This is a genomic window from Phycisphaerae bacterium, assembly GCA_041652575.1.
GTDB lineage: Bacteria > Planctomycetota > Phycisphaerae > Sedimentisphaerales > UBA12454 > UBA12454.
On sequence record JBAZHC010000007.1, the window covers coordinates 50369 to 74083 of the forward strand.

Annotated in this window: 13 protein-coding genes; 1 reads left to right on the plus strand and 12 read right to left on the minus strand. The window is 44.1% G+C overall.

Features of this window, described 5'->3' with window-relative positions:
* Positions 1-127: 127 nt before the first annotated feature.
* The 4 genes from WC496_06715 to WC496_06730 all read right to left on the minus strand — a co-directional run bounded on the left by WC496_06715 (position 128) and on the right by WC496_06730 (position 6386).
* On the minus strand, positions 128-1045 hold the full coding sequence (locus tag WC496_06715; GenBank protein ID MFA5292711.1) for a type II secretion system protein: 918 nt from the start codon (positions 1043-1045) through the stop codon (positions 128-130).
* A 240-nt stretch (positions 1046-1285) separates the two neighbouring features.
* Positions 1286-3400 carry a TIM-barrel domain-containing protein gene (locus WC496_06720; GenBank protein ID MFA5292712.1) on the minus strand — a complete coding sequence of 705 codons (2115 nt, stop codon included), beginning with the start codon at positions 3398-3400 and terminating at the stop codon, positions 1286-1288.
* Between the two features lie 100 nt (positions 3401-3500).
* The gene (locus WC496_06725; GenBank protein MFA5292713.1) at positions 3501-4913 is read right to left on the minus strand and encodes a hypothetical protein; all 1413 of its coding nucleotides are present in this window, start codon (positions 4911-4913) and stop codon (positions 3501-3503) included.
* Positions 4914-4964: 51 nt separating this feature from the next.
* Positions 4965-6386, minus strand: a complete 1422-nt coding sequence (locus WC496_06730; GenBank protein ID MFA5292714.1) for a glycoside hydrolase family 99-like domain-containing protein — start codon at positions 6384-6386, stop codon at positions 4965-4967.
* Between the two features lie 588 nt (positions 6387-6974).
* Between WC496_06730 and WC496_06735 the strand changes: the two genes are divergently transcribed.
* A complete protein-coding gene (locus WC496_06735; protein MFA5292715.1) occupies positions 6975-8114 on the plus strand; it encodes a LacI family DNA-binding transcriptional regulator in 1140 nt (379 codons plus the stop codon).
* Positions 8115-8587: 473 nt separating this feature from the next.
* Here WC496_06735 and WC496_06740 read toward each other — a convergent pair whose 3' ends face one another.
* From WC496_06740 to WC496_06775, 8 genes are all read right to left on the minus strand, one after another.
* A complete protein-coding gene (locus WC496_06740) occupies positions 8588-9493 on the minus strand; it encodes an HAD hydrolase-like protein (GenBank protein ID MFA5292716.1) in 906 nt (301 codons plus the stop codon).
* A 12-nt stretch (positions 9494-9505) separates the two neighbouring features.
* Entirely contained in the window at positions 9506-11812 is a 2307-nt protein-coding gene (locus WC496_06745) for a glycoside hydrolase family 88 protein (protein ID MFA5292717.1), read from the minus strand.
* Positions 11813-11898: 86 nt separating this feature from the next.
* Positions 11899-13794: a hypothetical protein gene (locus tag WC496_06750; protein MFA5292718.1), complete on the minus strand. Its 1896-nt coding sequence runs from the start codon at positions 13792-13794 to the stop codon at positions 11899-11901.
* A 91-nt stretch (positions 13795-13885) separates the two neighbouring features.
* The gene (locus WC496_06755; GenBank protein MFA5292719.1) at positions 13886-14764 is read right to left on the minus strand and encodes a type II secretion system protein; all 879 of its coding nucleotides are present in this window, start codon (positions 14762-14764) and stop codon (positions 13886-13888) included.
* Between the two features lie 95 nt (positions 14765-14859).
* Complete coding sequence (locus WC496_06760; GenBank protein ID MFA5292720.1) at positions 14860-17277, minus strand: LamG-like jellyroll fold domain-containing protein; 2418 nt, start codon at positions 17275-17277, stop codon at positions 14860-14862.
* 194 nt (positions 17278-17471) lie between these two features.
* Positions 17472-18545 (minus strand): PEP-CTERM sorting domain-containing protein, encoded by a 1074-nt coding sequence (locus tag WC496_06765; protein MFA5292721.1) that lies wholly within the window; start codon positions 18543-18545, stop codon positions 17472-17474.
* A gap of 97 nt (positions 18546-18642) precedes the next feature.
* Complete coding sequence (locus WC496_06770; protein MFA5292722.1) at positions 18643-19689, minus strand: LacI family DNA-binding transcriptional regulator; 1047 nt, start codon at positions 19687-19689, stop codon at positions 18643-18645.
* A 311-nt stretch (positions 19690-20000) separates the two neighbouring features.
* Positions 20001-23711, minus strand: a complete 3711-nt coding sequence (locus WC496_06775) for an alginate lyase family protein (protein ID MFA5292723.1) — start codon at positions 23709-23711, stop codon at positions 20001-20003.
* Between the last annotated feature and the right edge of the window lie 4 nt (positions 23712-23715).

Here is a 23715-nt window from a genome sequence, read left to right on the forward strand (position 1 = left end):
TACATCCTCCATTTCTTCAAACACAACTTCTTCTCTTTTCGCTTTGGCCACAAGCCAAAACAAATATCCATGTGTTTTCGACAAAATCACCATATGTGCCTGTCGAAATAATTTTATTATGAACTTTTTAGTAATCCTTGTATTTCCGCATCCATGCCGGCCAATTTCCAGGTTTCATGCGGCCTGCTATAGTATATTTTCCGCCGATGTTATACGATTTGTTCCATTTCAATGTCCACAGCTCTTTAATCCCGACTTTCCTGGCAGACCAATCCATAAAGACGGTACCTGCATACCCGCCGTGCCGGTCGACACAAACACGCTGCATTTCATTCGGCGGAGTCTGAGCATAGGTCTCGGCGTCGCCTGGACATTTATCTGACAGTGAAGGCGGGTCAGCATCCCTTGGCCAGGCATCAGTGAACCACATATCTGCAAATACGGGCATATTATTCGCGGTTTTGTTCCGGCAGGTTTTCCAGAAATCTGAAATGGGCTTGCGAGAGAAGACGCCGCCGGTTGCATCCGTACCACCGCTATCATCCGCTGTCGGCGATGGATTGAGTACCCAGCCATTGATACCGTAGCTGCCTACATCACCATCGAATTCCCATGCTACCTCGGACGAAGACCCCTTCGCGGGTTCCTGTCCGCTGACCTGCGGCCTTACGGTCTCGGGACAAAGCCACATCTTTTCGTTGTTGGAATATGGTCTCATGGCTCCTCTCCAATACCGGCCATGATCTGCTCCAGTGGGCCCGCCCTTATACGAACCATTGACTTGGCCGCTGAAGAAATAGCCGCTGTTGTCCTCGCAGTACATAGAATACATAAGACCCCACTGTTTGAGGTTGGATATGCAAATAACAGACTTGGCTTGTTTTCTGGCTTTTTGCAGTGCCGGCATCAACATTGCCAGTAATATAGCAATGATGCTGATTACCACCAAAAGTTCGACTAATGTAAACGCCTTTTGGAACCTGCCTCTTCCTTGATCAGCAACCTTTACTTTTGCCGAGCCAAACTCACCTTTTTGTTTGCCCATAACAACATCTCCTTGCCCTAATTTCTAATATGCGCAAAACAATAAAACTTTTTACAAACCAAAATACTACCAATATCGAGTATGAATTATACCTATAATCAAAGCATATTGCAAGATATTTCTTTAAATTTTTTTACCTTACTAACCGGTTTTTAAAACATTAAAAACCGGTTTTTTGGCCTGCCAAGGGCATTAGAAGCGTCATATATTGAGGATAATATGTTCATGTTTATCTTTTTTTTAATTTTTTACATTTTTTTCTGTTATAAGTTTTACGGCTATGTCGCGTTTGGGGGGCTGCATTTTGCCCTGCTGCCCGGCCACTTCAACAATTACATTATCGCCATCAAGTCGGGCGATATAATTGGTCAATAAATATTGCCCGCTAAGGTAGCCATAGCCGTCACCGGCATCTTCATATAGCGTACCTTTGGCTTGTCCATTTTCATCGAGACAGATCAATAGCGTCAGAGGGTCGAGAGATTGCTGTTCTGTGTTTTGCACTACTCGGCCGAGCGGAATGATAGCTCCGCCGCGGATTTTTAATTCGGGTTGATTGGCATCTTTGGTAATGTCTTCATCAACCAGTGAAACGCTTCGCCATATCCCCGCCGGCAGATTAGGAATCAGATTTAACTCAGGTCTCAATTTTGGCACTACCAGCAAATCAGAACCGAGCAGAAAAGCGTTATCCTCCTGCCGTAGTTTCGGGTCAGCAGGATCCGCGAAGAAAACGGGACGTGCTACTGGAAGGCCGGTTGTTGACGCTTCATAAAACAATGTATACAAATACGGCAGCAGGCGATACCGCCGTTCCAAAGATGTTCTGCAGGAAGCTTCGATGGCACCCCCAAACATCCAGGGCTCTTTATTCATATTACCCTTTTCAGTGTGCCCGCGGGCAAATGGAAGTAACGCTCCCACACCCATCCATCTTGCAAACATTTTTCCATCGCAGTCGTTACGGAAGCCTCCGATATCCGGCCCGCAGAAAGGCTGACCGGAAAGGCCAAGATTCAGAATCATAGATACTGAATCTTCAAGATGGTTACTATCTGAAGTATTGTCGCCTGTCCACGTAGCGGCATATCTGTGGCCCCCGATAAAATTTGCTCTTGTCAGTATAAATGGCCGTTTATCAGGATTGGCCTGCTGAATGCCCTGACGCGAAGCTTTAACCATCAGCATACCATAAACGTTATGATATTGAGCGTGCGGGCCTTTAGGCAGGCCGTTGCCGCCGCGATGAATGTTGTCCTCGGGCATTGTTTTTGAGGGTGTTTTAAAAACCGCAGGCTCATCCATATCGTTCCAAACGCCGTCAATACCCTTGGCCATAAAGGGTTTGTATAATGAGGCCCACCAGTTTTGCGTTTGCGGCATAGTAAAATCAGGGAAAGCGCACATACCGGGCCATACCCTGCCGTTGTATTCACGGCCATTGGCTTTTTTTACAAAAAAATCGCCGGCAATGCCCTGGTCATAGACAAAATATCCTTTCTTTGCTTTGACGCCCGGGTCAATCATCCAAACTGATTTAAAACCCATTTTGTGAAGGTCGTTATTGAGACCGGCAGGGTCGGGAAAACGATTACGGTTAAAGGTGAATATTCGAAAGCCATTCATATAATCAATGTCCATCCAGATAACATCGCAGGGGATGTTACGGCTGCGGAATTCTTTGGCTATCTTGAGTACCTGTTTGTCCGGATAATAAGAATATCGGCACTGGTGATAACCGATTGCCCATTTCGGCGGTAAGGGCATTTTGCCAATCAGAGTCGCAAGTTTCTTCAGCACATTCTGCGGCGAATCGGCATCGATTACAATCACAGGGAAACTCGGCCCTTCAGCGGAAAATTTTATATCTTTGCTCAGGTCAATCTGACATCGCCAGGTGGTATCGGCCAAGACGCCAAAAGCAGTTCCATCTTTTCTTACCGCCAAAACCCATGGATGCGACTGATACAGCGATTTAGTTGACCCGCTGTAACCATAAGCATCGGTATTCCAGCACTCGATAACATACCCATTGCGCAAAAGGTTTCCGGAAACTTCACCGGTACCGTACAGGCTTGTGCCGCTCTTAATTTTTATAGTCGCAGTATGCCTGCCGTTTTTATCAATGCCGAACTTCGGCACAAGCGTCCACGAGGCCGGAGCCTGGCCGATTATATTCGGCTCGCGCTCAAATGACATCGAAGGCGGTAAATCCTTAATTGTCGTATTCGCGTCGTAAAAACGAACAACCCCTTCGCCAAGCAGTTGTGTCTGGCAAATTTGTTTCGCATAACCTTTAGAGAAAAATAATAATAACGACATCATCCAAAACCTAAATTTTACGCCGAGAATCATCCTGATTTCCCTTCCTAATTATACAACAATCCTGATTTATTTTCCAAAAAGGATTTTACCGGCCGTTCAACGAACCTAAATTTTTGCCGGATTTTAATTACTAAGGTGCGTTTGTAAGCCAATTATCCGCTAATACTGCAAAGTCCATAAAGTTAACGATGCCGTCACCGCCGGCCGGGGCAATATCTGCTGATGGTTCATTTCGCAGCCAGGCTGATGCCAAAACGTGAAGATCATTGATATTCACTCTGCAATCGCCGTCCAGATCACCCGCAAAAGACACTGTGCACTCGATTTGATCGAGAATTTTGCCTGCACCGCTAAGATTATCGGCAAATAAATAATCTTCCGCTGCGGCCAGTTGAGCCATTATCGCTGGATTGCTTAGATTTTCTTTTCTTAACGTGTAAAGCCGTACAGGCAGCCTTAAGTCCGCAGCCGTGTAGGAGAAATCAACATCGACATACTGCTTACGCAATTGCTGAGTTATTTCAAGGTACAAATATCCATCCTCTACGGTTGGCTCGATGATTGTTCCTTCACCGTAGTCATTCCAGGTTACGAGTTCAACAATATCAGCGTTGCTTTGCAGGGCTCTTTCCAAAGTATAAGAATAGGTAGATGTTCCATACGTTCCATATACCCCTTCATCATCGATATAACCATAAGATGTACCTCCTGCCTGTGCATAAATATCGTGAAATCGCGGGAAAGCTCCGGCAACGAAATGCTCCCAGTGCATATAAGCGGCCCTGCTGTAAAAAGAGTCAAGTCTCGAAATTACACCTTCTGTACCATAGGATGGGTCCGGCCAGTCAAATTCGCCGGTTCTTGTGGGGTAGGATACAGGGTGATATTTCAAAGGGAAAAAATGCGGTTTCGGATTCAAAGCTGCAAACAATGTGGTCCATTCGTCATCGGTGAAGAACTGTGGCCCAAAGCAAAGCAATACCGGCCTGTTGTCTATTTTCAGATGCGATGGGTCAGTAAAATAGTTAGTTTGCAGCCACTGCATCACTTCTACGCCATGCGCAACGGCAGGGATTCTGTCGTTGGCATCCGCACCAAAGTAATGATTATTTAACATATGCTTAACAGTCTGATCCTCGTAGCAAATTGAAAATTCAAGTCCGGCCTCCTTTATGTATGGGATAAAGCAATTCGTAGAGTCCCTTATAAGGCCGTAATCCCAAAAATCTGTAATGCCGTACCAATCGGCAATCATACCATCTATCCCCGCGAACTTCATTAAAAGTGCCTGAGACGCTAATACGTGCGGGTCGCTGGAATCGTATGGGCCCAGGAGAGGATAATAATGCGATGCAACTGTAGTCGGCGGGTCGAAGTAGCTGCCTTTATTCCAATGCGAACCCCAGAATCCACGGAAAGGCTTAGATTGATGCCAAGGCATATAATGAGCCATTATTTTTTTTGTGCCGGCGATTCCATAAGAGTTATAACAACAGATGGTCGTCGCGAATATCAAAACCATCAGAGTCGTTCTCTTTTTCATGCAAGCCTCAAGCTTTCCTTTAATATTGCCTGTGTTTTAAGCTGGAATAGTTCAAGGTGCACTGGTGAGCCAGTTATCCGCTAAAACAGCAAAGTCCATAAAGTTAACGATGCCGTCCCCGCCAGTCGGGGCAATATCTGCTGATGGTTCGTTTTGCAGCCAGGCTAATGCCAAGACGCGAAGATCGTCGATGTTCACCGTGCAATCGCCGTCCAGGTCGCCTGCAAAAGGTGTTGTGCACTCGACTTGGTCAAGAATTTTTTCCGCACCACTTAGATTATCGGCAAATAAATAATTTTCTGCTGTTGCCAGTTGAGCCATTACAGTGGGATTGCTCAGATTTGCCTTTCTTGACGTGTAAAGCCGTACAGGCAGCCTTAAGTCCGCAGCCGTGTAGGAGAAATCAGCATCGATATACTGCTTACGCATTTGCTGAGTTATTTCCAGATATATATAGCCATCCTCTTCTGTCGGCTCGATGATTGTCCCTTCGCCGTAGTCGTTCCATGTTTCAAGCTGGACGATATCCGCGCTGCTCTGCAATCCCCTTTCGAGCGTATAAGAATAGGTAGAGCCGAATGCTGCATACTGGTCATCGATATAACCATAAGATGAACCCACTCCGGCTTCCGCATAAATATCGTGAAATCTCGGAAAAGCTCCCGCCAGATAATGCTCCCAATGATAAGTACCGGCCCTGCTGTAAAAAGAGTTGAGATTATTGATTATACTTGTTGAAGATGTCGGCGATGAAGGCGTCGTACCTGATTGTGGACTGGGCCAGTCAAATTCTCCGGTTCTTGTGGGGTAGGATATAAAATGATATTTTAAAGGAAAGAAGTGCGGCTTCGGATTCAAGACGCTAAATAATGTTGTCCATTCCGCATCGGTGAAAAATTGAGGCCCAAAGCAAAGCAATACCGGCCTGTCATCTATTTTCAAATATGACGAGTCGGTAAAATAATTTGTTTGTAACCACTGCATTACCTGCTGACCGTGTGCAACAGCCATAGCTCTGGTGGCGGGAACGAAGTAACCATTATTGAGCATATTCCCCACAGTCGCATCTTCATAGCAGATGGAAAATTCAAGGCCGGCCGCTTTTATGTACGGGACAAAGGCATTCGTAGCGTCCCTTATAAGGCCGTAATCCCAAAAATCCGCAATACCATACCAGTCGGCAATCATACCATCTATACCCGCAAACTTCATCAAAAGCGCCTGTGATGCCAATACGTGCGGGTCGCTGGAGTCGTACGGCCCAAAGAGCGGATGGTAATGCGATGCGTATGTAGTCGGCGGACTATAGTGGTTCATCGTCCAATGCCAGCCCCAGAATCCGCTGACAGGCAGGGACTGATACCATGGCATATAATGAGCCATTAGTTTTTTGGTACTGGCGATTCCAAAAGAGTTACAACAACAGATGGTCATCGCAAATACCAACACCATCAGAGTCGTTCTCTTTTTCATACATCCTCCAGTTTTCAAATCACTTATAAGCGGCTGATAGATATTGACCACTTCAAATCATGGCTTCATTGCACAGAATTTTTCAATGTCCAGGTTTTCAACTCGGCAATACATTGCAGTATACCATCTATGCATACCAAAGTAAATGAAATTCACGTAAAAAACCGGTTTTTTCTAAGAACTCTCGGTTTTCAAAGTAAAAATTAATAATAATCTCAGGATGTTCCCTCTCCGAATCGGTTAGCTGTCATCGAAGTTTCAAATAAAGGACAACAAGCATTAAAAATCGCGAATTTATGGGTCCCTGCCACATCGACTATCTTTTTAAAAAAATCTTATTAGGAACAAATTTTATTGATTTCGTTCTGCTATTCTATCGATGGCTACAACGAGCAAACCTTAATGTTTTACAGGCTTTTCGTTCGCCGGGCGTATATGCGATTTGATGGAACTAAACTTGCAATATATATAGATAGATGGTATACTCAAAATTTAATCCGAAAGCAGAAAAAGGTGTAAAATTCTGGCAGAAGTTTTCGGTTTTTAATATACTGTACCATATAGAGTGGGAATATCCATTAGAATAAAATGCGTCGTAATGTAGTAAATTTGTATGATGTCGCCAAAGCAGCCGGCGTAAGCAAATCAACGGCCAGCCTCGTGCTGAATAATAAGATCGGCAATGGTTTTAGTGTAACCGATGAAGTTAGAGACCGTATTTTGGATGTTTCACGGAAACTCGGTTATCGCCCGAATCTGATTGCGCAGAGTTTGTCCAAGCTGAACAGGGAAATGATTCATATTTTAGGCGGCAGTCACGCATTGCACGATTTCGGCGATATTTATCAAACCGCGGTCAACAAAATCGTATCGATGATTGATGCCGGTTTTGAAGATTATAATATTACCGTCGATATGTCTCTCCACCACGAAAATAAAAGCGAGCTCCCACCCTGGCATGTCAGCGCTGCTGTAATTCTCGCTCGCTGCAATCCGGCGACTGTTGAGGATTTGGAGCGAACAAACATTCCTTACATTGTCATTAACGGTCCTGCCGGAAAATTGGGTTCTCAGGTTCTGCCGGATGATGTCAATGGCATGAAATTAGCCATTAAATATTTTGTTGAGCTCGGACATAAAAGAATAGCTTATGCCGGTCCGGAATGCGTTGCCGTGGATTATTGGTGGGCCGAAAGTAATGTCGTGCCTATTCCTGCGTTTTTGAAAGGACACAGCAGCGTATACGACAGGCATCAGACATATTTAGAGCAAATGAAGGCTTACGGATTAACACCTATGTCCGGCCATGAAAGACTGCCCTCGACAGAAAAAACTGATAAAAATTTGAATGATTCCGAAGAAAAAGCTTATAAAGATTTACATAATTCCGCCGTAAGATACATAAAGAAAACTGTTTTACAGGACAAGGCAACCGCTATCATAGTTTACGGTCATATGGAGGCTCTTAATCTTCTGCAGATTGCTCAGGCCTTGAATATTTCTGTCCCGGAACAACTAAGCATTATATGTTTTTGCGACAAGCATGCCTGTAATATTATGAGCCCAAGTATGAGCTTTATCGATTTGATGTCTGAGGAAATGGGCCAGGCTGCCGCGGAATTATTAATAAGGCAATTGGAACATTCTGAACTAATATCGCCTCAAATAATTAAGTTGCCCGAACGGCTTATTGTAAGAGGCACCACATCTAAACCGCCTAACGACTAATTAAATATTTTCATTAATCCCTACTTATACAAACTCATCGCAATTTTGAAGCTGGTTCCCGCATCGAGCTAATGCAGCGAAATGCGAGTGACAATCATTTAGCTCGGCAAGCATGACCGGAAAATCTCAATTTTTGCGAATAAAAAAAACCAGTCGTAAGTAACGGCCTTAAAGAAATTACCAAAATAGCGGGGGCATTATACGCTAACCTGAAGATACAAACACAGCTTGATATTAACCTTAATATGAGATGCAAATTTTGCTAAAAATAACCTTAATGATTGTCGGTGTTGTCGGGAGCCAGAGGAGTTGTTTTTTCTCAAGTCTTTATCAAATAAAGACTTAGTGATTATCGGTCGTTTAAATAGCGACACACTAAAATCAAGGCGCTAAAAGACCAATTTGTGTTCAGATGCATCTATATCTGGCCTGCGAATGGTAAAATATGCGGAACTTAGTCAAACTCCAATTCACTATTTTCTCCACGGCGGATTCTCAGGCAGGCAGCTATCAAATTCTTCTATGAGTTTTTTCTCATAAGAGCCTGCATATTGGCCGCTGATAAATTTATCAAATGCTTCATCGTGAAACCTCTTCCAGCTCGCAACTTCATTGCCGGGATTTATCGGATAATACAAAACATTATTTTGCTTCGCAGCATTCATATCCCCAATAGCATCCCCCGCCATCAGGACTTTATCCTTGTCATATTTGCCGTTGCTGACGATTTCAAGATGCTCCGCCTTGGAACCCATCTCCTGCCCTGCTATCACTTTCACATACTTGTCTATGCCGTGTTCGGCCCATTCTCTTTCAAGAGCCTCTGTCGGCGTGGCTGAACAAATAATAATATCTGCATTTGCTGAAGCTTTCTCCAGGCTTTCGCGGACATATTTGAACGGTGCAATATTTTTTACGATATCAGCAACTGCCTGATTAACCCTTTTGCTCCAGTCGAGAGCAATTTCAAGCTCAGCTTTTTCCTGCGGATTGCCGGATTTCGCAATTGCCTGTTCAAGACCGTGATTACTCAAAAGACTTTCGGGATTATTGACCCATTTACAGTAATACTCAAACTTCGGCACATCAAAACCACTCTCTTTTACTTTCGGATGCGAAGGCAAAAGTTCGGTTAAAATTCTGACAATAGTTTTATGCCTGTTTGCACCGCGAGTCTTGCTGAACAAATCGGCAAACTCTTTACATTCTCTGGCAGCTTCTGCAACCGGCTGCAATCCAAAACAGCTTATCATCCACGGGCAGAAACATTCTCTCTGCTTTATGCCCATCGCGTCAAATGCACAACCGTCAGAGTCTATCGCTACAAGATATTTCTTTGTCGGCTTTAACTCCTTCAGAGGTTTTGCATAGTCAGTCACTTCTTCATCCTTCTATCGTGATAACTTATATACTTCTGTTCCGGCAAGCAAAAACGCACCCACGCCGTAAAGGTCTGTCGTATCACTGGTAACTTCTTTAGGATCGAAGCCTATAGGCTGCACGCTGCCTAATTTTCCGTCCGGATGAACACATTTTACCAGCCCATCCCAGGCTTTTGCAACCACAGGCGGGTACTTTTGCTTATCGAGAATGCCCTGATTAATTCCCCACGCTATTGCATAGCAAAAAAGACTGCTGCAGCTTGCTTCAGGCATCGGGTAAGAATTCGGATCGAGCAGACTTGCCCGCCACATACCGTCAGATAATTGAATCGAGGCAATTTTGTCAGCCATTTCCTTATATATCTTTACATATATTTGACGGTCGGGGAAATCGGCCGGCATATATTGCAATATCCTTGCCAGACCCGCTATGACCCAGCCATTGCCGCGTCCCCAGAATATCTTCTTACCGTTATTTTCGCGCCTTGTAAAATAACGGCTGTCACGGTAATAAAGATGTTCTTGTTTGTCATATAAATAATCTGTAGTTAACCTGAACTCTGCATTCATAAAATCGATATATCTGCTGTCGCCGGTGACTGCCGAAAGTCTTGTCCAGACCGGGGGCGCCATAAATAAAGAATCACACCACCACCATCGATCCTTTATGTTCTCCTGGTTAAAAACAAGCTGACTCTTGCAGGGATTTGCGAGGATATAATCGAATCTTTCACGCAAAGGGGCTATCATCCCGGGATTTTTATCTTTGCCGTACAATTCGAGATACACCTGCCCGATACAATGATCATCCGCATTATATATGCGCGGCCCCAACTGCCACTGATTTTTCCGGCCGACCTCCTTCAGAAAATTTTGACATTTCACATCATCGCTTATTGAGCTCCATGCGGTCATCCCTGTAAACATTACTGCATGCACCCAGCCTGTATCTTTGTGTTTTTCTCTATTGTCGGGATGATTCAATTGCCAGTCAGCAACAGCAGTTAAAACGGCCTTAATCTGTTTTGGCTGCATAACATCAGGGAGTTGAACTTTTTTATTTGCCATAAAGAATAAATTCTCACGTTTGGTAATAATATTATCTTTCGGCAGTTTTTCAATCCATTGTCCGTAAATCTTTTCATCGTATTTGATTTGCGCCCACTTCAAAAGATCAAAAATCGATTCACTGTCGACATTCTTAATCTGCTTATACGGCCATGACGAGGGATTATTTATATATCCTGCCAGAAAATCCAGTGCCTTTCGTAAACTCGCCCCTTTTGCACTCCGGTAATTCCACAAATCGACAGAAACATGTTCTCCGAGCCGTGCCAGCGTGAAGAATCCCCTCAAATTCATCTGACTATAGCCCAATGATTTTGTTCTTTCAAGTTCGTATGGCTGACGGCCATCAGGTTTGATTTGAGAGTCAATCCGTGATTTTGTTGTTTTGGCAAGCACCTCTTCTGCAATGGAAGGTTTATCAACAAACAGTGCGAAACATACTACTTGCGCATCGTACCAGGTACCATGATTATTGCGTGCAGAGGCTTCATCCCGTCCATTCGGACTGCTGCGGAGCCAGTTCAGATATTCTTCCATCCATGCCTGCATGGCCGACTGATCGTTCCTGCTCCAGTGACGGCTTGACTCCAGTAAGCCAATGGAATCGATAATAGAAATCAACCTCGCCGTATCGATAATCCCGATTCCGCGGCCTTTGACCCGACCCGGAATTCCCTGCCCAAAATTTAAATTGGGATTCATTCGAGTATTCGGATCGATAAACCATATCCGTAAAAGATCGGCGGCGTGTTCGGCGTATTTTTCTTCATCACTGAAATAATAAGCCAGCGCCAGTGTTTCCACAGAATTCCTCATACTGCTTAATCTATTATAATCGTATGCTCCAGTTCCACTCTCATGATTGACATAGCCGTCTTTCCGGACATACGGCAGGCCATCGGCAGTCTTAGGATTGGGCCACCAGTATTTACCCTGGCTCATATAATCGTGTTTGTCGCCGCTCGGCGGTATTGATGTTTTGTCCATGACCGAAAAAGGACCTGTTTTCAGGGATTCATCGGCTTCGACGAGAAGCTGCTTATAGGCCGGCAGTAATGTTTTATCCCCTTTTTGGATTTGGACTTTATTTTCCGCCAGCCATGCGCCATTCAGATAAAACACACGCGGCAAAGTTGATACATCTTTTACATCGTCAGGGATTTTACTGTAAACATTAATAGCACAGGTTAACACCTGCAATACAACCAGCCATAAAAACGCATCAAATCTATTTTGACGTAAAGTCATAATTCTCTTTTGTCCTTTTTTAGATTCCCTGAGATTCGACTGTTATTATATTAGCTTTGTTTAACAAAACTGCAAACTTAATACTACTACCAAGTTGGTGTACAGTTTGGATCCTGCGGGTTATTACACTGCATCCAGTCTACAGCAAAATCACTGAAATCAACGAAATTAACAGTGCCATCGGTCGGTGCAAAGTCTGCGCCCTGACAATCATTTAGAACGGCACAGTCATTATGGAGCCAGTAGGATGCTATTATGCCAACATCTTCAAAGTCCACATAACAATCGCCGTTGATATCCGAGATAAGCCCATATCCGCCGGTCTGAATATCCTGACAGGTCTTGCCTGTAACTGCCATTTCAGGATAATTGATATGCGAGATTTGGTTAGTTGTAGTTTCATACACTGCCCAGACTATTTTGCCCGTACCATCGATGTAATCACTAATGTTTGAGGTAATTGAGCGGGTTATCCTCGTATCTACACCAGGCAGAACAGTCTGGTCGTCAGAGCCAAGCTTCACCCATGAAGCATTCTGTGTCCAGTCGGCACCTGCTTTCATAACATATATTCTGTAGGTCGCGGCGGCGGAACCTTCTGTATTGCCGCTGAAGGTCAGGTCAATTTTATTGATATTGGCCGGTGATTGATTGATTTTCATTTCAACCCAGAGCAACGTCTGGTCACCGGAACCGGGATTAGCAGGAGTCCATTCGGCTGTATTGTTAGCAGAAATATTTGCATACTGTGCGTCTGTGGCTTCGATCATTGTATTCCTGTTGCTGGAATTCCCGGAAAATGGGAAGAGGTCTACATCACAGGCATAAGCATTATAATTAGTATTTGACTGTGTTATACCCACAAAGTTGTAAGTGTAAACGGCCGGGCCGCTGTCACTCGGCACAGCCGAGACTTCGTTTGAATACCCGGATTCATTTGAGAATATGTCAACCGCTGTAATGACATAGTAATAAGTTATGCCGTTAGTAACATTATTGTCGGTGTAATCCGGACTTCCCAGAAGCGAAGTATTAAGTTTGCTGTAACCGCTGCCGGACGTTGTCGAACGATATACATTATAGCCGGCAAAATCTATTTGGGAATTATTATTCGCCCCGGTCAGACGGACTGTTCCATTGCCCGCAGTCGCTTCCAGACCTCCTGGATTTAAAAGCAGCGATTCCGACAGATAAAAATCAGCAAAACGAACATCTTCGTCGCGAAGGTCGGCTATATTAGCCAGACTGCGGTAAATACCATATTTGGGCCGGTTAAAATCCGCACCGAGTCGCCACATATCGATGTTATTACTCCTCCAGAAAAGAAGTATCGCACCATCGCTGACTCTGCGAATGACAATTTCGTATGTTCCGGTATCAGTATTCAGGTATCGCTCGTACACTTCAACCCACACGCCTTTAAACAGCGACAAAGCAGCAGAGGCCATTTCAGTCTGCGACTGGTCGTCGCCGCCCGGACAATATAAAAGCTGAAGTTTGTCAGGACTGTTCTTTCGCGGCGATAACGTAATACTGGGCATGCCGTCATCATCACCGCCGCTGGGTTTGATTTGATGGATATGGCAAAAACTGGACGAAGTCTGAAATGCACTATCCAGTTTGAACTTCCAGGTGTAGATATGTGTTTCGCCATTGGTCGCGTACATTGATGCGCCGGATGGCCCCCAGGTTTTTATCTCGTTGCGCTGCCTGTCAAAATAGAGGCAGCGATCATCGTCAAGGTCTCGATGAATAGAAAAGACAAAAGCATTTTTGTTAAGCTCATTATCCCATATCTCTGAAATATGCTCAACCGGATGACCGCAATCCGGAACTTCGATTCCATATCCCTTTGATTCAATAAGTGAATAGGTATCGCCGGGACCATCAGCCTCTAACAAAACATCGGAGTATAGGACGGATGGCATTAAAAACACAAATAATAATGTGATTTTTATTGCTGTTTTAGCAATTTTATACATAGAGCCTTCTTCGTCGTCCCTTCTATACCCTCAATTCGAACAAGTATGAACTCGCTGCAGACAGCACATTCGCACTTGCCCCTGATTCCCATTATGGCAATTTCAAAATCCGTCTCGCATTACGATCATCCCCTTCAAGTGCCTGTATGACGGAACGAAAGGTCAATCTATAGTGGTTAAGATCCGGATAACTTTTTGGAGTCCATAAACCGGAATCAAATGCTATTGAATTATTACGAAAATCAACACTTCCATCTCCAAAAAGCATATTGACGCCTTTACGACTGCCCAATTTATGCGCTAAATTACCCAATGTTATAAGAGCATCGGTGCCTATTATTTTTGTATTGTCAAGTTTTGTCAGATTTTTAGCTATTGCAGGAAAACCATCAGCATCTTTTTCGATTTTTGCCTGAGGAATATAGTTGTAACCGACTCTTACTTGTTTTTCCTGTGCATCTGTATCTGTCGGGTCATTAAAACTCCATGGCCAGGGATGACCCGGAGGGGCATACGAAGAAAATCGATAACGGTCTGAAGGGGCACTCGGACAGTAAAAGGTTTTAGGTTCTTTAATGATACCCGTATAAAACAGGCTGCCATATCCCCACGAATTGCCATAGGCCGGCTTAGACGAAGTAGCGGGATAATCTTTCAGATAATCGGGAAATCTAAGTGTCGGATCACTCTTTTTGTCGAGGTCTATCTCGAAGGCAAAATAAGACCAATACGGCAGGTTAGAGGTTGTAAATTGTCCGCTCATAAATCGAGATGGCGGAAGTTTATCATCATTTGATTGTGCATATAAGAAAAAACCTGAACCACATTGCTTTTGTTGAGATGCACACACTATCTGTTTCGCCTTTTCTCTTGCAGAACGCAAAGCAGGCAGCATAACCGACAGCAACAGCGCAATAATCGAGATTACCACTAATAATTCAACTAATGTAAATCCCTTTTTTCTATTCATAATCGTACTCCGCTGACAATAAACAATTACCTGTCTTTTACTTAACGGCTGACCGCCATACTCTAAATATTTCAAACCATAAATCACATCAAACACTAAGGAAGTACCAGACCTGGACATGGAGGATCAGTAGTAGCATAACGCTTACAGTCCAGCCATTCCTGAGTAAGCACTGACAAATCAAGATAATCGACCGTAACCAACCAGTTCTGAGCAAATATCGCAAAATCCTTAAAATTGATATCACAGTCGCCATTTAAATCTGCCGCTTTACTTGCCGTACAAACAAAAGGTTCTGTTTCGAGGTAGATCGCGGCTATTTCGCTTTTGTCCAGCGGATAACTGTACAGCCGTACATCATCAATGGCTCCATCGAAACGACTATTGGCGTCTTTGATAAGACTTGTTCCGATGCACATGTTTGTATCTGCCGGCCAGTCATTATAATTTGTAATGCTCGAATTGACATCAATTACACCATCTACATATATAGATGTCCAGCCGTTATCAAACGTTGCCGCAACAAAATGCCAATTACCGTCATCAACACGAACATTGCCGTTAGGCCCCTGAGAGACATCTATTGCCGTGGGAATATACTGGCTGAACCTGACTACGCCTATTGGGTAAGTAGCACCGGCTGCGCTTTCAACATACAACGAAGCTCGATTCGAAGACGACCCTGAAGGTATATTCCATCCGAAGACAGTACTGTCTCCATAATTCAAATTGCGTATCTTTATCCACGCTGTAACCGTAAACAGATTCGGACGAGCCATTTTCTTGTCTATTACAACATATTTACCTTCGTTAAAATCATACGCATTGATGATTTTACCGGGTACAACAGTAACGTCAGCAATGTTTCCGGTTCCCGCGGTAATTGTACCGCCATAACCATTGCCGGTAACATCTATTGCGTTTATCGGAGTTCCAATCGCATCCAGAGTCCACTTCGCCAAAATTTTCTTTTCAACCAACTGAGCCGCACTTGAATTCAAAGCCGCCCGGCTGGTAACCTGACACCAGTAGTAACTGTTAAAATCACTGACAATTATTGGGTCAGTAGTATAATCGGGACTGGTGGCTTGCGAAGTAACCGGATTGCTCGTGTCACCTGAAATCCCCTGGAACCACTGATATTGCAAAGTAGTCGCTCCGGCAGGATCACAGGCATCTACAGTAAAGACCACAGAATCGCCTACATTTGCTGCCTTATCCCAGGGTCCGCGAACAATTGTCGGGATGTTCTTGAATACATCAAACGACCATATCGGCCCCACAATATTTTTCCCGGCCCCTGCACTGCTGCCGTCTATCTGTTCTTCTACATGCCATGTTACAACATCGTCATAATTAAATGAAACCGGCCCATAACTTGCATTTGGCTCCGGATTACCATCCGTTGCATCGACAAAATAAGGACCATAATTTGTCGAATTGGCCGCGTAATAAATATAGTGTCCCGTAACATTGGGTTCTGTACGCGAAGTTCCATTGGGCTCAATCTCAATAGCTGTATCCCATTTAAATGTAATGCTCAAAGGCTGGTCCTTTGCGCCATAAGCCGGAGTTGGATTATAAGGAGCTATCGCCTCTTTCGGATTGACAAGCATATTGCCGTCAAAGACATAGATGTCATCGACATAAATCCAGGGTTTGATTTCGCCTGATGTACTTCCAAATGGAGATGCCACCACAAATTTTGTTAATCCGTTGGCCTCTGTCACCGGATTCAGAAAATCAGCACCTGCCACGAGTAAATTGCTGTTATCTGCGGGGCCTGAAGCTGATTTTATATATATATCAACTTTTTCCGTCGCATTGTCGATTATCATCCAGACATTAAACCATGTGTCTTTAGGCAGACGGATATTAGGGTCAGCGGGCCGAACGTCGGTAAGCCTGTGATCCTTGATCCACGCCTTACTATCTTCACCATAAGAAACAGTTATTTCAGGATATGAAGAAGTATGCGACCATATTCTCAATGGTACACAAAAATTAGCACAATAATTTGGTTCCGCCGGCCAAAACGGGGCATACATGTTAACGTCATTTCCGGAAGGCTGATAACTATCCTCCGCCAAACCTACATACCCCAGTCCCATTCGGTTCGTCTGACGATAGACACGGAAAAAAACCGTTTTTTTATCACTTGGGCCGATTTGCAGGTCTGTCGGCAGAACTGCATGAGCAGCTTTAGGTCTCGGCCCTGCACCGGGGTCAGTCAGGGAAAAGAATTTGTGATCGTCCCGGTAGGTACACCCTCTAATGGTCTGATTTGATGAACTGAAAGGATCAACAGAAATTTGAACGTAAGTAATATCGACGCCGCTTAAAGAATCATTCCATATCATCCCGGTAGCTTCCTCAGCGGGACGGATAGATACGGGGTTTCCAAATATATCTTCGAGCAAATAGGATTCAAAATTATCAAAGAGAGCTGCGCCATAGCCGCACTGAGCTAAAAGCAGGACAATAACTGAATATATTAATTTCTTCATCATCATAAACTCCTTTAATTCCCTATACCTTAATTATTCGCACCAGCCTATTTTCATTAAAAAATAACAAATTATACCAATACTGACTGTCGCCTTAAATTTCCCAAAGAACATAGACCAAACACGAGAAAACTAAAAGCCTGATAAAACTTTCTCAGGGTCAGCCAGACGGGTTGACCCTGAGATTAAAACTTAATTCACTACTTCTTGTTACGTCTTACAGCAAGTAAGCCGAGGCCAAGTAACGCGATTGTTGTCGGTTCCGGGATTACAGTTACACGGAGAGTATCCGTTATCCCATCAAGATCAGAAGTCGTTACACCTTCTACAGTACTGCCGGTATCAACCCAGGCAACGCTGAAGCCCGCTGGAACAACAGCAAATATGCCGCTGCCCATTTTGGACAGGTCGTTGAGTTTCCATATATCAAAGAAGCTTCCCAATTCCGGCGTATAGCCGCCAAGCAGGTCAATGCTCAAGGTTGCTCCTGCTGTATTGCAAATGTCTCCGTACTGAAGAACCGTATCGTACGAGCTTGCCGAAGCAATATCGATTGCCAGCGTTCCGCCTGTACCAACGGTATAATCCATAGAATTGGAGCCATCACCTACTGTTATCGCGGCGATAGTATCAACAGCGCCTATTTCCAATTTGGCCTGACTCTGATTAAAGCCGCCGCCTTCGGAAATTTTCCCAAACTTGTTGATTTTGTTCCGGACAATCAACGCCGTTCCGCTAGTGGCATTGAAATTGATAGTACCGACGAGTTTAACACCCCTGCTGAATATCTCCGTATCAATGACACCTGTACCGGACAGATTGTAATTTACCGTAGCACCTGTCACGCTGCTGCCCGTAATAAAACGTAATTCACCGGTGCCTGCTGTATTAGAGACCTTTACAGTACCGGCACTGTGGTTAACGGTCACTGCTGAACCGCTGCCATAATACCTTGCGAGTCCAAAAACCTCAGTGGTAGTGGCAACACATGCGACAGTCAGATCGGCACCCGAGTTGATATTCAACGTACAATTCGACGCAGGACCGGAAGTATTGCCCATTTGAACGACGGAAACAGTCTGACTTGAATCAAGTGTCACATCGCCGGTGATAATCCTCGCAGTATCCGCAGTAGTAAGCGTTCCATTCCAGTTAGCCGCTACGCTCCAGTCGCCGGGACTGGTAGCAATCCATGTTCTGGTCGATGCACTGGCTGTCGAGCCAAGCGTAAGCAAAAAAATACATAACATTAATACACCTAAACATTTTTTCATCTTCTACCTCCTAACAAAACATTAAGTTAACTTAACTTCTTCCAATCTATCTGTATGCCGAACGGCACCGAGCAACATGCCCGGTACATATTAATTATCAGACAACTCGTGTTGTCCTCCTTAGTTTTACTTCGATAGGTAATATTATCGGCTTCTCATCCCAGGGTTTTCCGTCCATAATATCCATCAGCAATTTTCCCGCCGCTGCTCCCATGAATTTTTGCTGCTGCGAAACTACACTGCTCAGGCCTACATAGGAAAGCGAACTGAAATGATAATCACCAATCCCAAGTATAGAAACATCCTCGGGCACTCGTATATTCTGACGTCCGCACTCGTCGAGAATCTCATAAGCCAGCCAGTCGTTATCCACGAACAGTGCCGTTACTCCGGTATCTTTTCGCCATATATCAAGTATTTCCAGGGCGATTAATTTAATCCTCTCTTCCCTTGTCCAGTCCTTATAGCTCATTTCCTCCGTAACGCGAATCTCTTTGCCAAGCCCTGCTTCCTGCATTGCTCTCATATATCCTCCGGCACGTAATTGAGTGCTTTCGAGCATCTTGGCCATACTCACACTTGCATAGCGAATGCGTTTGTGCCCAAGTTCCAAAAGAGCTTTTGTCCCCTGATAGGTACTTGCGAAATGGTCATATCGAACAACCGGGAGATGTAATCCGGGAATAGCACGGTCTATTAAAACAATCGACATATCGTATTTTTCTACCAGTTCACGATAAACCGGTATGCTTTCCGGGTCGCCGGAAAAAGCAGCTATGACACCGCCAACGCGCTGCCTCATTAAAAGGTCGAGTTTGTTTCGCTCGTTTTCTCCATCTGAATTATAGACACAAAGCAGAGCGCTGTAATCGGAGACTAACTCTTTTTTAATTCCATCCAGCAGTGATTCCGAACCGAAGGACAGAGAACTGAGTAACACACCTATAGCATTGGATTTATTTGAAACAAGACTTGCCGCCATGCCATTGGGCCGATACCCCATTTCTTTGGCTATACGGTGTATTTTACTGACTGTTTTTAATGAGAATTGTTTCTTGCCGACGTTTTTGTTACGGAGTGCAAGAGAAACTGTTGCAGGAGATAAACCCGCTCGTTCCGCGATTTGTACTAATGTTACCGCCACAATAAAAACTCCTAATCTGCTACTTTAAATTCATATATAAAATATCATGCCATTGTAAAGTTGTCAATACAATTTTGCCGGTTAAAACATTTTAACGGCACTTTCATAGAGGTTAAAACCTTTTAACTAATATACTAATTCGGACTACAAACACTAAGTGCCTTAAATTAAATAGGTTATGGCTGTAGATGTATACACAAAAGGATGAAGTTTGGACGGTTTTTAAATAATAATTTTGTGATTTTAGCGGACTTTTTTAGGGGAATTTTGAGCAGTATTAACTTTTTCATGGATGATTAATTAATCTGTGCCTAAAGATTGGGAGATGTCTTAAATAATGGCACTTCTTCCATTTTCATAAACCACAGAAGCGGTTGGGTCGCCGCCATATTACGCCGGACTTCGGGATTAGCAGGATCAGTATCCAGCGTTTTCCATAAATTCAGGTATTCCGGATGTCCCATCGCATATCCGGCAAACAGCAGACAAGGCTGCCGAACCGGCCATTGGTCATAATACAAAACATCATGAGGATAGGGCCATCGGTCTTTGTCCTTTAGATATTTAAACAGAAATTCCATACCCTTTTCGACGCAGCGTCCGTCTTTCAAAGTATAGTTCCATATATCATCACCCTGAGTTCTGAGCAACTGGCATAGCAGGACTATATTATCTAATTGGAATATCGAATACCCGTAGGGTTTTGTTCGTTCAAGTTCAAGCGGAAAACTGCCGTCCATATCCATCTGATAAGGCAGGAGTATTTCTTTATAAAATTTACGAGCCATTTCCAGTTTTTTCTCATCTCCTGTAAACTTCGCGAAAGCAGCCAGTTGAAGAAAATATGCAACGCTGTGATTGTTCTTTGCGTTCATCTCGGCAAGGCCGTAAGGGTGGGTTGTCATCCATTCAGTATAGTCGGCAAACCAGCGTTTCAGGCCGGACAGAATTTCAGGTTTCATTGCTGTGGATTTTTGAAGAACTTCTATTGCCAATGTAACTTCGGCAAGATGCAGCGTATCTATGATTCCTGTGCCGCGGCCGGTTGCCTTTCCGGGAACGGCCTGAGCATAAAGCAGATGCGGATTCATTTTAGTTTTTTCATTAAGGAAAAAAACTTCCAAAAGCTGTACCGCCTTTTTGACATATTTCTCATTGCCTTCCAGGGCATAACCGGCCGCAAGTGATGCCACCGCATCTTTAAGTTTCATTACAAGCATTCGATGCTTCGTAAAATTATCCGGATTGGATTGACCATCTTTTTGTATATACGGCAGCCCATCTTTCGTTTTGGGATTAGGCCACCAGTAATCACCCATAGAATAATAATCACCGGGCCTTGCCTGATCGAAAGGAGCCGGATAATCCCGAATAGAAATCGGTTTTATATTCAGATAAAAATCTGCCAATCGAATAATTCTATCCCGGTCGATTTGAGCTGTTTCCAATGCTTTCTGATGTGAAGTTTTCTGCGTCAGAACATTTGCAGCATCGTTATTCTTTTTTTTTTCGAGAGTCAGAAAAGCCGTCGAAAGTCCTTCGCACGACACACTGATAACAGAAGAACCCTGATTGAATTTTACATCAATCATTGCGACGCCGTTATATAACTGGACTTTTCGTGAACCTCTCGAAGTTCCGAGATTGTCCAGCAATTTCCCGTCACCGGTAAGACCGAATCGCACAAAATTTCGCGCATCCAGACAAATAACGCCATTTGCATCGAGAAGAGTTGCTTTGACAGTTGAAGTATCGCCATCACGAAGCGTCTCATTTAATATCAATTTAGCCGGGGCGCCCCATTGGCAAGTCTCATATCGTAAGGTTATTTCGTCTGCAATTTTAACGTCACCTTTGACAGCCACAGCTTTTAAATTATTCATTCCTTCTTTAAATACCGCTTCCCATCGCAATCCTGCTGCGGGAAAATCCTGACTGTTTCGTTTTTTTATTCCGGCTGATTCGCCGTTTACAAAAAGTTCAACATCGTTACAGTTCGAATAAACCTTTACTAATTTTTTCTCGCCTTTCTTTCCCCATCTCACCGGCCAGGTATGTGCATATATCCGAACCATCGGCTTGTCAGTCCAGTAAGATTGAAATACATAATACGACTCCTTCGGAGTCAGGTCACGTTCAACAACACCTTTTTGATTCACAAAAGGAATCGGATTGTCCGGGCGAAGCGGTGTTGAAAAATCTGTAAATGTCCACAAGGCTGTCCCTGCCAGCCAATCCATGGTTTCCTGCTCTTTTAGTATCCAGTCCATCAAGTCGCAAATGTAAGTTTCAGACCAGTCGCCGTCGTCCACCACTCGAACATCCGGCCTGATATTTAAATAGTCTGCGCCAATTTCATTTCCGGATTTCTCAAGCAATTTATAAGGTGTTTCTGAATGGCGTCGTGCCTGGCTGTCACCGCCCCATTCCATGTGCACAAAACGGTTCACCTTGGCCATCTCTTTTTCGGAAGCTTGTTTGTATCCTGTAAAACTTCCTTTTGAGTACCAGCCGGGCCAGACCGACGGCGAATACACATCGACAATATCGCTGCAGAAAGCGCACCGGCGAATAGCTGTTTTACGCTGCGGGTCTAATTTATGACTCAGGTCATTCAGTTCACTCATAAAGGCCCTGATTTTTTCCTTATCGAAAGTCTCGAAATCACCCGGCCAATCGTTTTCATTTCCTAATCCCCAGATGATTATCGATGGATGATTGAAATGCTGGTCAATCATCGCGGTCAGCATATCTTTCGCCTGCCGCTGATATCGGTCTCCGCCGAGACCGCCGCGGCACCAGGGAATTTCTTCCCAGACGAGAATACCTGTCTGGTCGCACAAATCTAAAACGAGCTGCGACTGCTGATGATGTCCCAAACGGATATAGTTAACGCCCATTTCTTTCATCAACTGGAAAGTTTTACGAACCAGTTCATCAGGTTGAGCGGCACCGAAACCGGCGGAATCTTCCTGCCAGTGAGTCCCGCGAAGCAATAATCTTTCGCCATTCAATTTGAAAGGTCCCTTTTCGACAAACTCAAACTGTCTAAGACCGAATCGCTCGCTTACTACATTTTGTCCCTGTGAACTTTTCAAAGTAACAACACATTGATAAAGGTTCGGACTGCCGGGAGACCAGAGCACAGGTGTTGCAATGTTGGTTTCAAAAAGCTCAGCAGATTGGCTCCATGGTTCCAGCGTTTTTTCTGACTGATATTCCCTGCTGCCGTCCGGCGTTAAAATTTGAATAGCAATTGAAAGTTTGTCTTTGAGCAATTGCGGATTATACAATTGTCCGCTGACTTTCAGCGACCAGTCGCCATTTGCCTGACGCTGGGTTTGAATATGAACACGTTCCAGTGAGATCGCCGGCACATATACAAGATTTAAATTGCGGTAAATTCCACCATACAAACAAAAATCACTTAAATCGGAAGGAATCATTTCTACATCGCGTGAGTTATCACACCGAATCGACAAGGGAATCATCCCTTTCGTGGGAATATGTTCTTCGGAATTTTCTTTATAAACAGGATTGGCTTTAAACGCTTCCGCCGCGTCTGTAATATCTATCACAAATTCATCGTACCCGCCGATATGCGAACCTGCTTTTTGCGTGTCAATATAGACTTCTGTTTTCTGGCCGGCACCTTCAAAATGCAGCAGCGTTCGTCCATTAGGATATGGGTTTTCAATTTTCAGCTTAGTACGATACCATGCAGGCCCCTGATAATATGCAGCATCCGGGTCCACACAATCAAAGGCATTATAACAATGCGGCAGTTCAACCGGTTGCCATACAGGTAAATCCCTCGAAAGTTTCACGCTTCTCAATGTTTCCCATACTCCCCCCAAATCGCCGCGGACAAATTCCCAGTTTTTCGTAAGTTGCTGGGAATGTTCATACAATTGCGGGCGAGGATAGTTCGCTTTTTCTGCCCGGCAGAATGAAACAACAAATAAAAATGAAAACGCGTATACAATAAATATGAAACTGAAATATTTATTGTGTTTATTCATTTCT

Bases quoted from the DNA above. Each gene is read 5' to 3' on its own strand.
- WC496_06715 (MFA5292711.1), bottom strand. From the start codon at position 1,045: ATGGGCAAACAAAAAGGTGAGTTTGGCTCGGCAAAAGTAAAGGTTGCT.
- WC496_06720 (MFA5292712.1), bottom strand. From the start codon at position 3,400: ATGATTCTCGGCGTAAAATTTAGGTTTTGGATGATGTCGTTATTATTA.
- WC496_06725 (MFA5292713.1), bottom strand. From the start codon at position 4,913: ATGAAAAAGAGAACGACTCTGATGGTTTTGATATTCGCGACGACCATC.
- WC496_06730 (MFA5292714.1), bottom strand. From the start codon at position 6,386: ATGAAAAAGAGAACGACTCTGATGGTGTTGGTATTTGCGATGACCATC.
- WC496_06735 (MFA5292715.1), top strand. From the start codon at position 6,975: ATGCGTCGTAATGTAGTAAATTTGTATGATGTCGCCAAAGCAGCCGGC.
- WC496_06745 (MFA5292717.1), bottom strand. From the start codon at position 11,812: ATGACTTTACGTCAAAATAGATTTGATGCGTTTTTATGGCTGGTTGTA.
- WC496_06750 (MFA5292718.1), bottom strand. From the start codon at position 13,794: ATGTATAAAATTGCTAAAACAGCAATAAAAATCACATTATTATTTGTG.
- WC496_06755 (MFA5292719.1), bottom strand. From the start codon at position 14,764: ATGAATAGAAAAAAGGGATTTACATTAGTTGAATTATTAGTGGTAATC.
- WC496_06760 (MFA5292720.1), bottom strand. From the start codon at position 17,277: ATGATGATGAAGAAATTAATATATTCAGTTATTGTCCTGCTTTTAGCT.
- WC496_06765 (MFA5292721.1), bottom strand. From the start codon at position 18,545: ATGAAAAAATGTTTAGGTGTATTAATGTTATGTATTTTTTTGCTTACG.
- WC496_06775 (MFA5292723.1), bottom strand. From the start codon at position 23,711: ATGAATAAACACAATAAATATTTCAGTTTCATATTTATTGTATACGCG.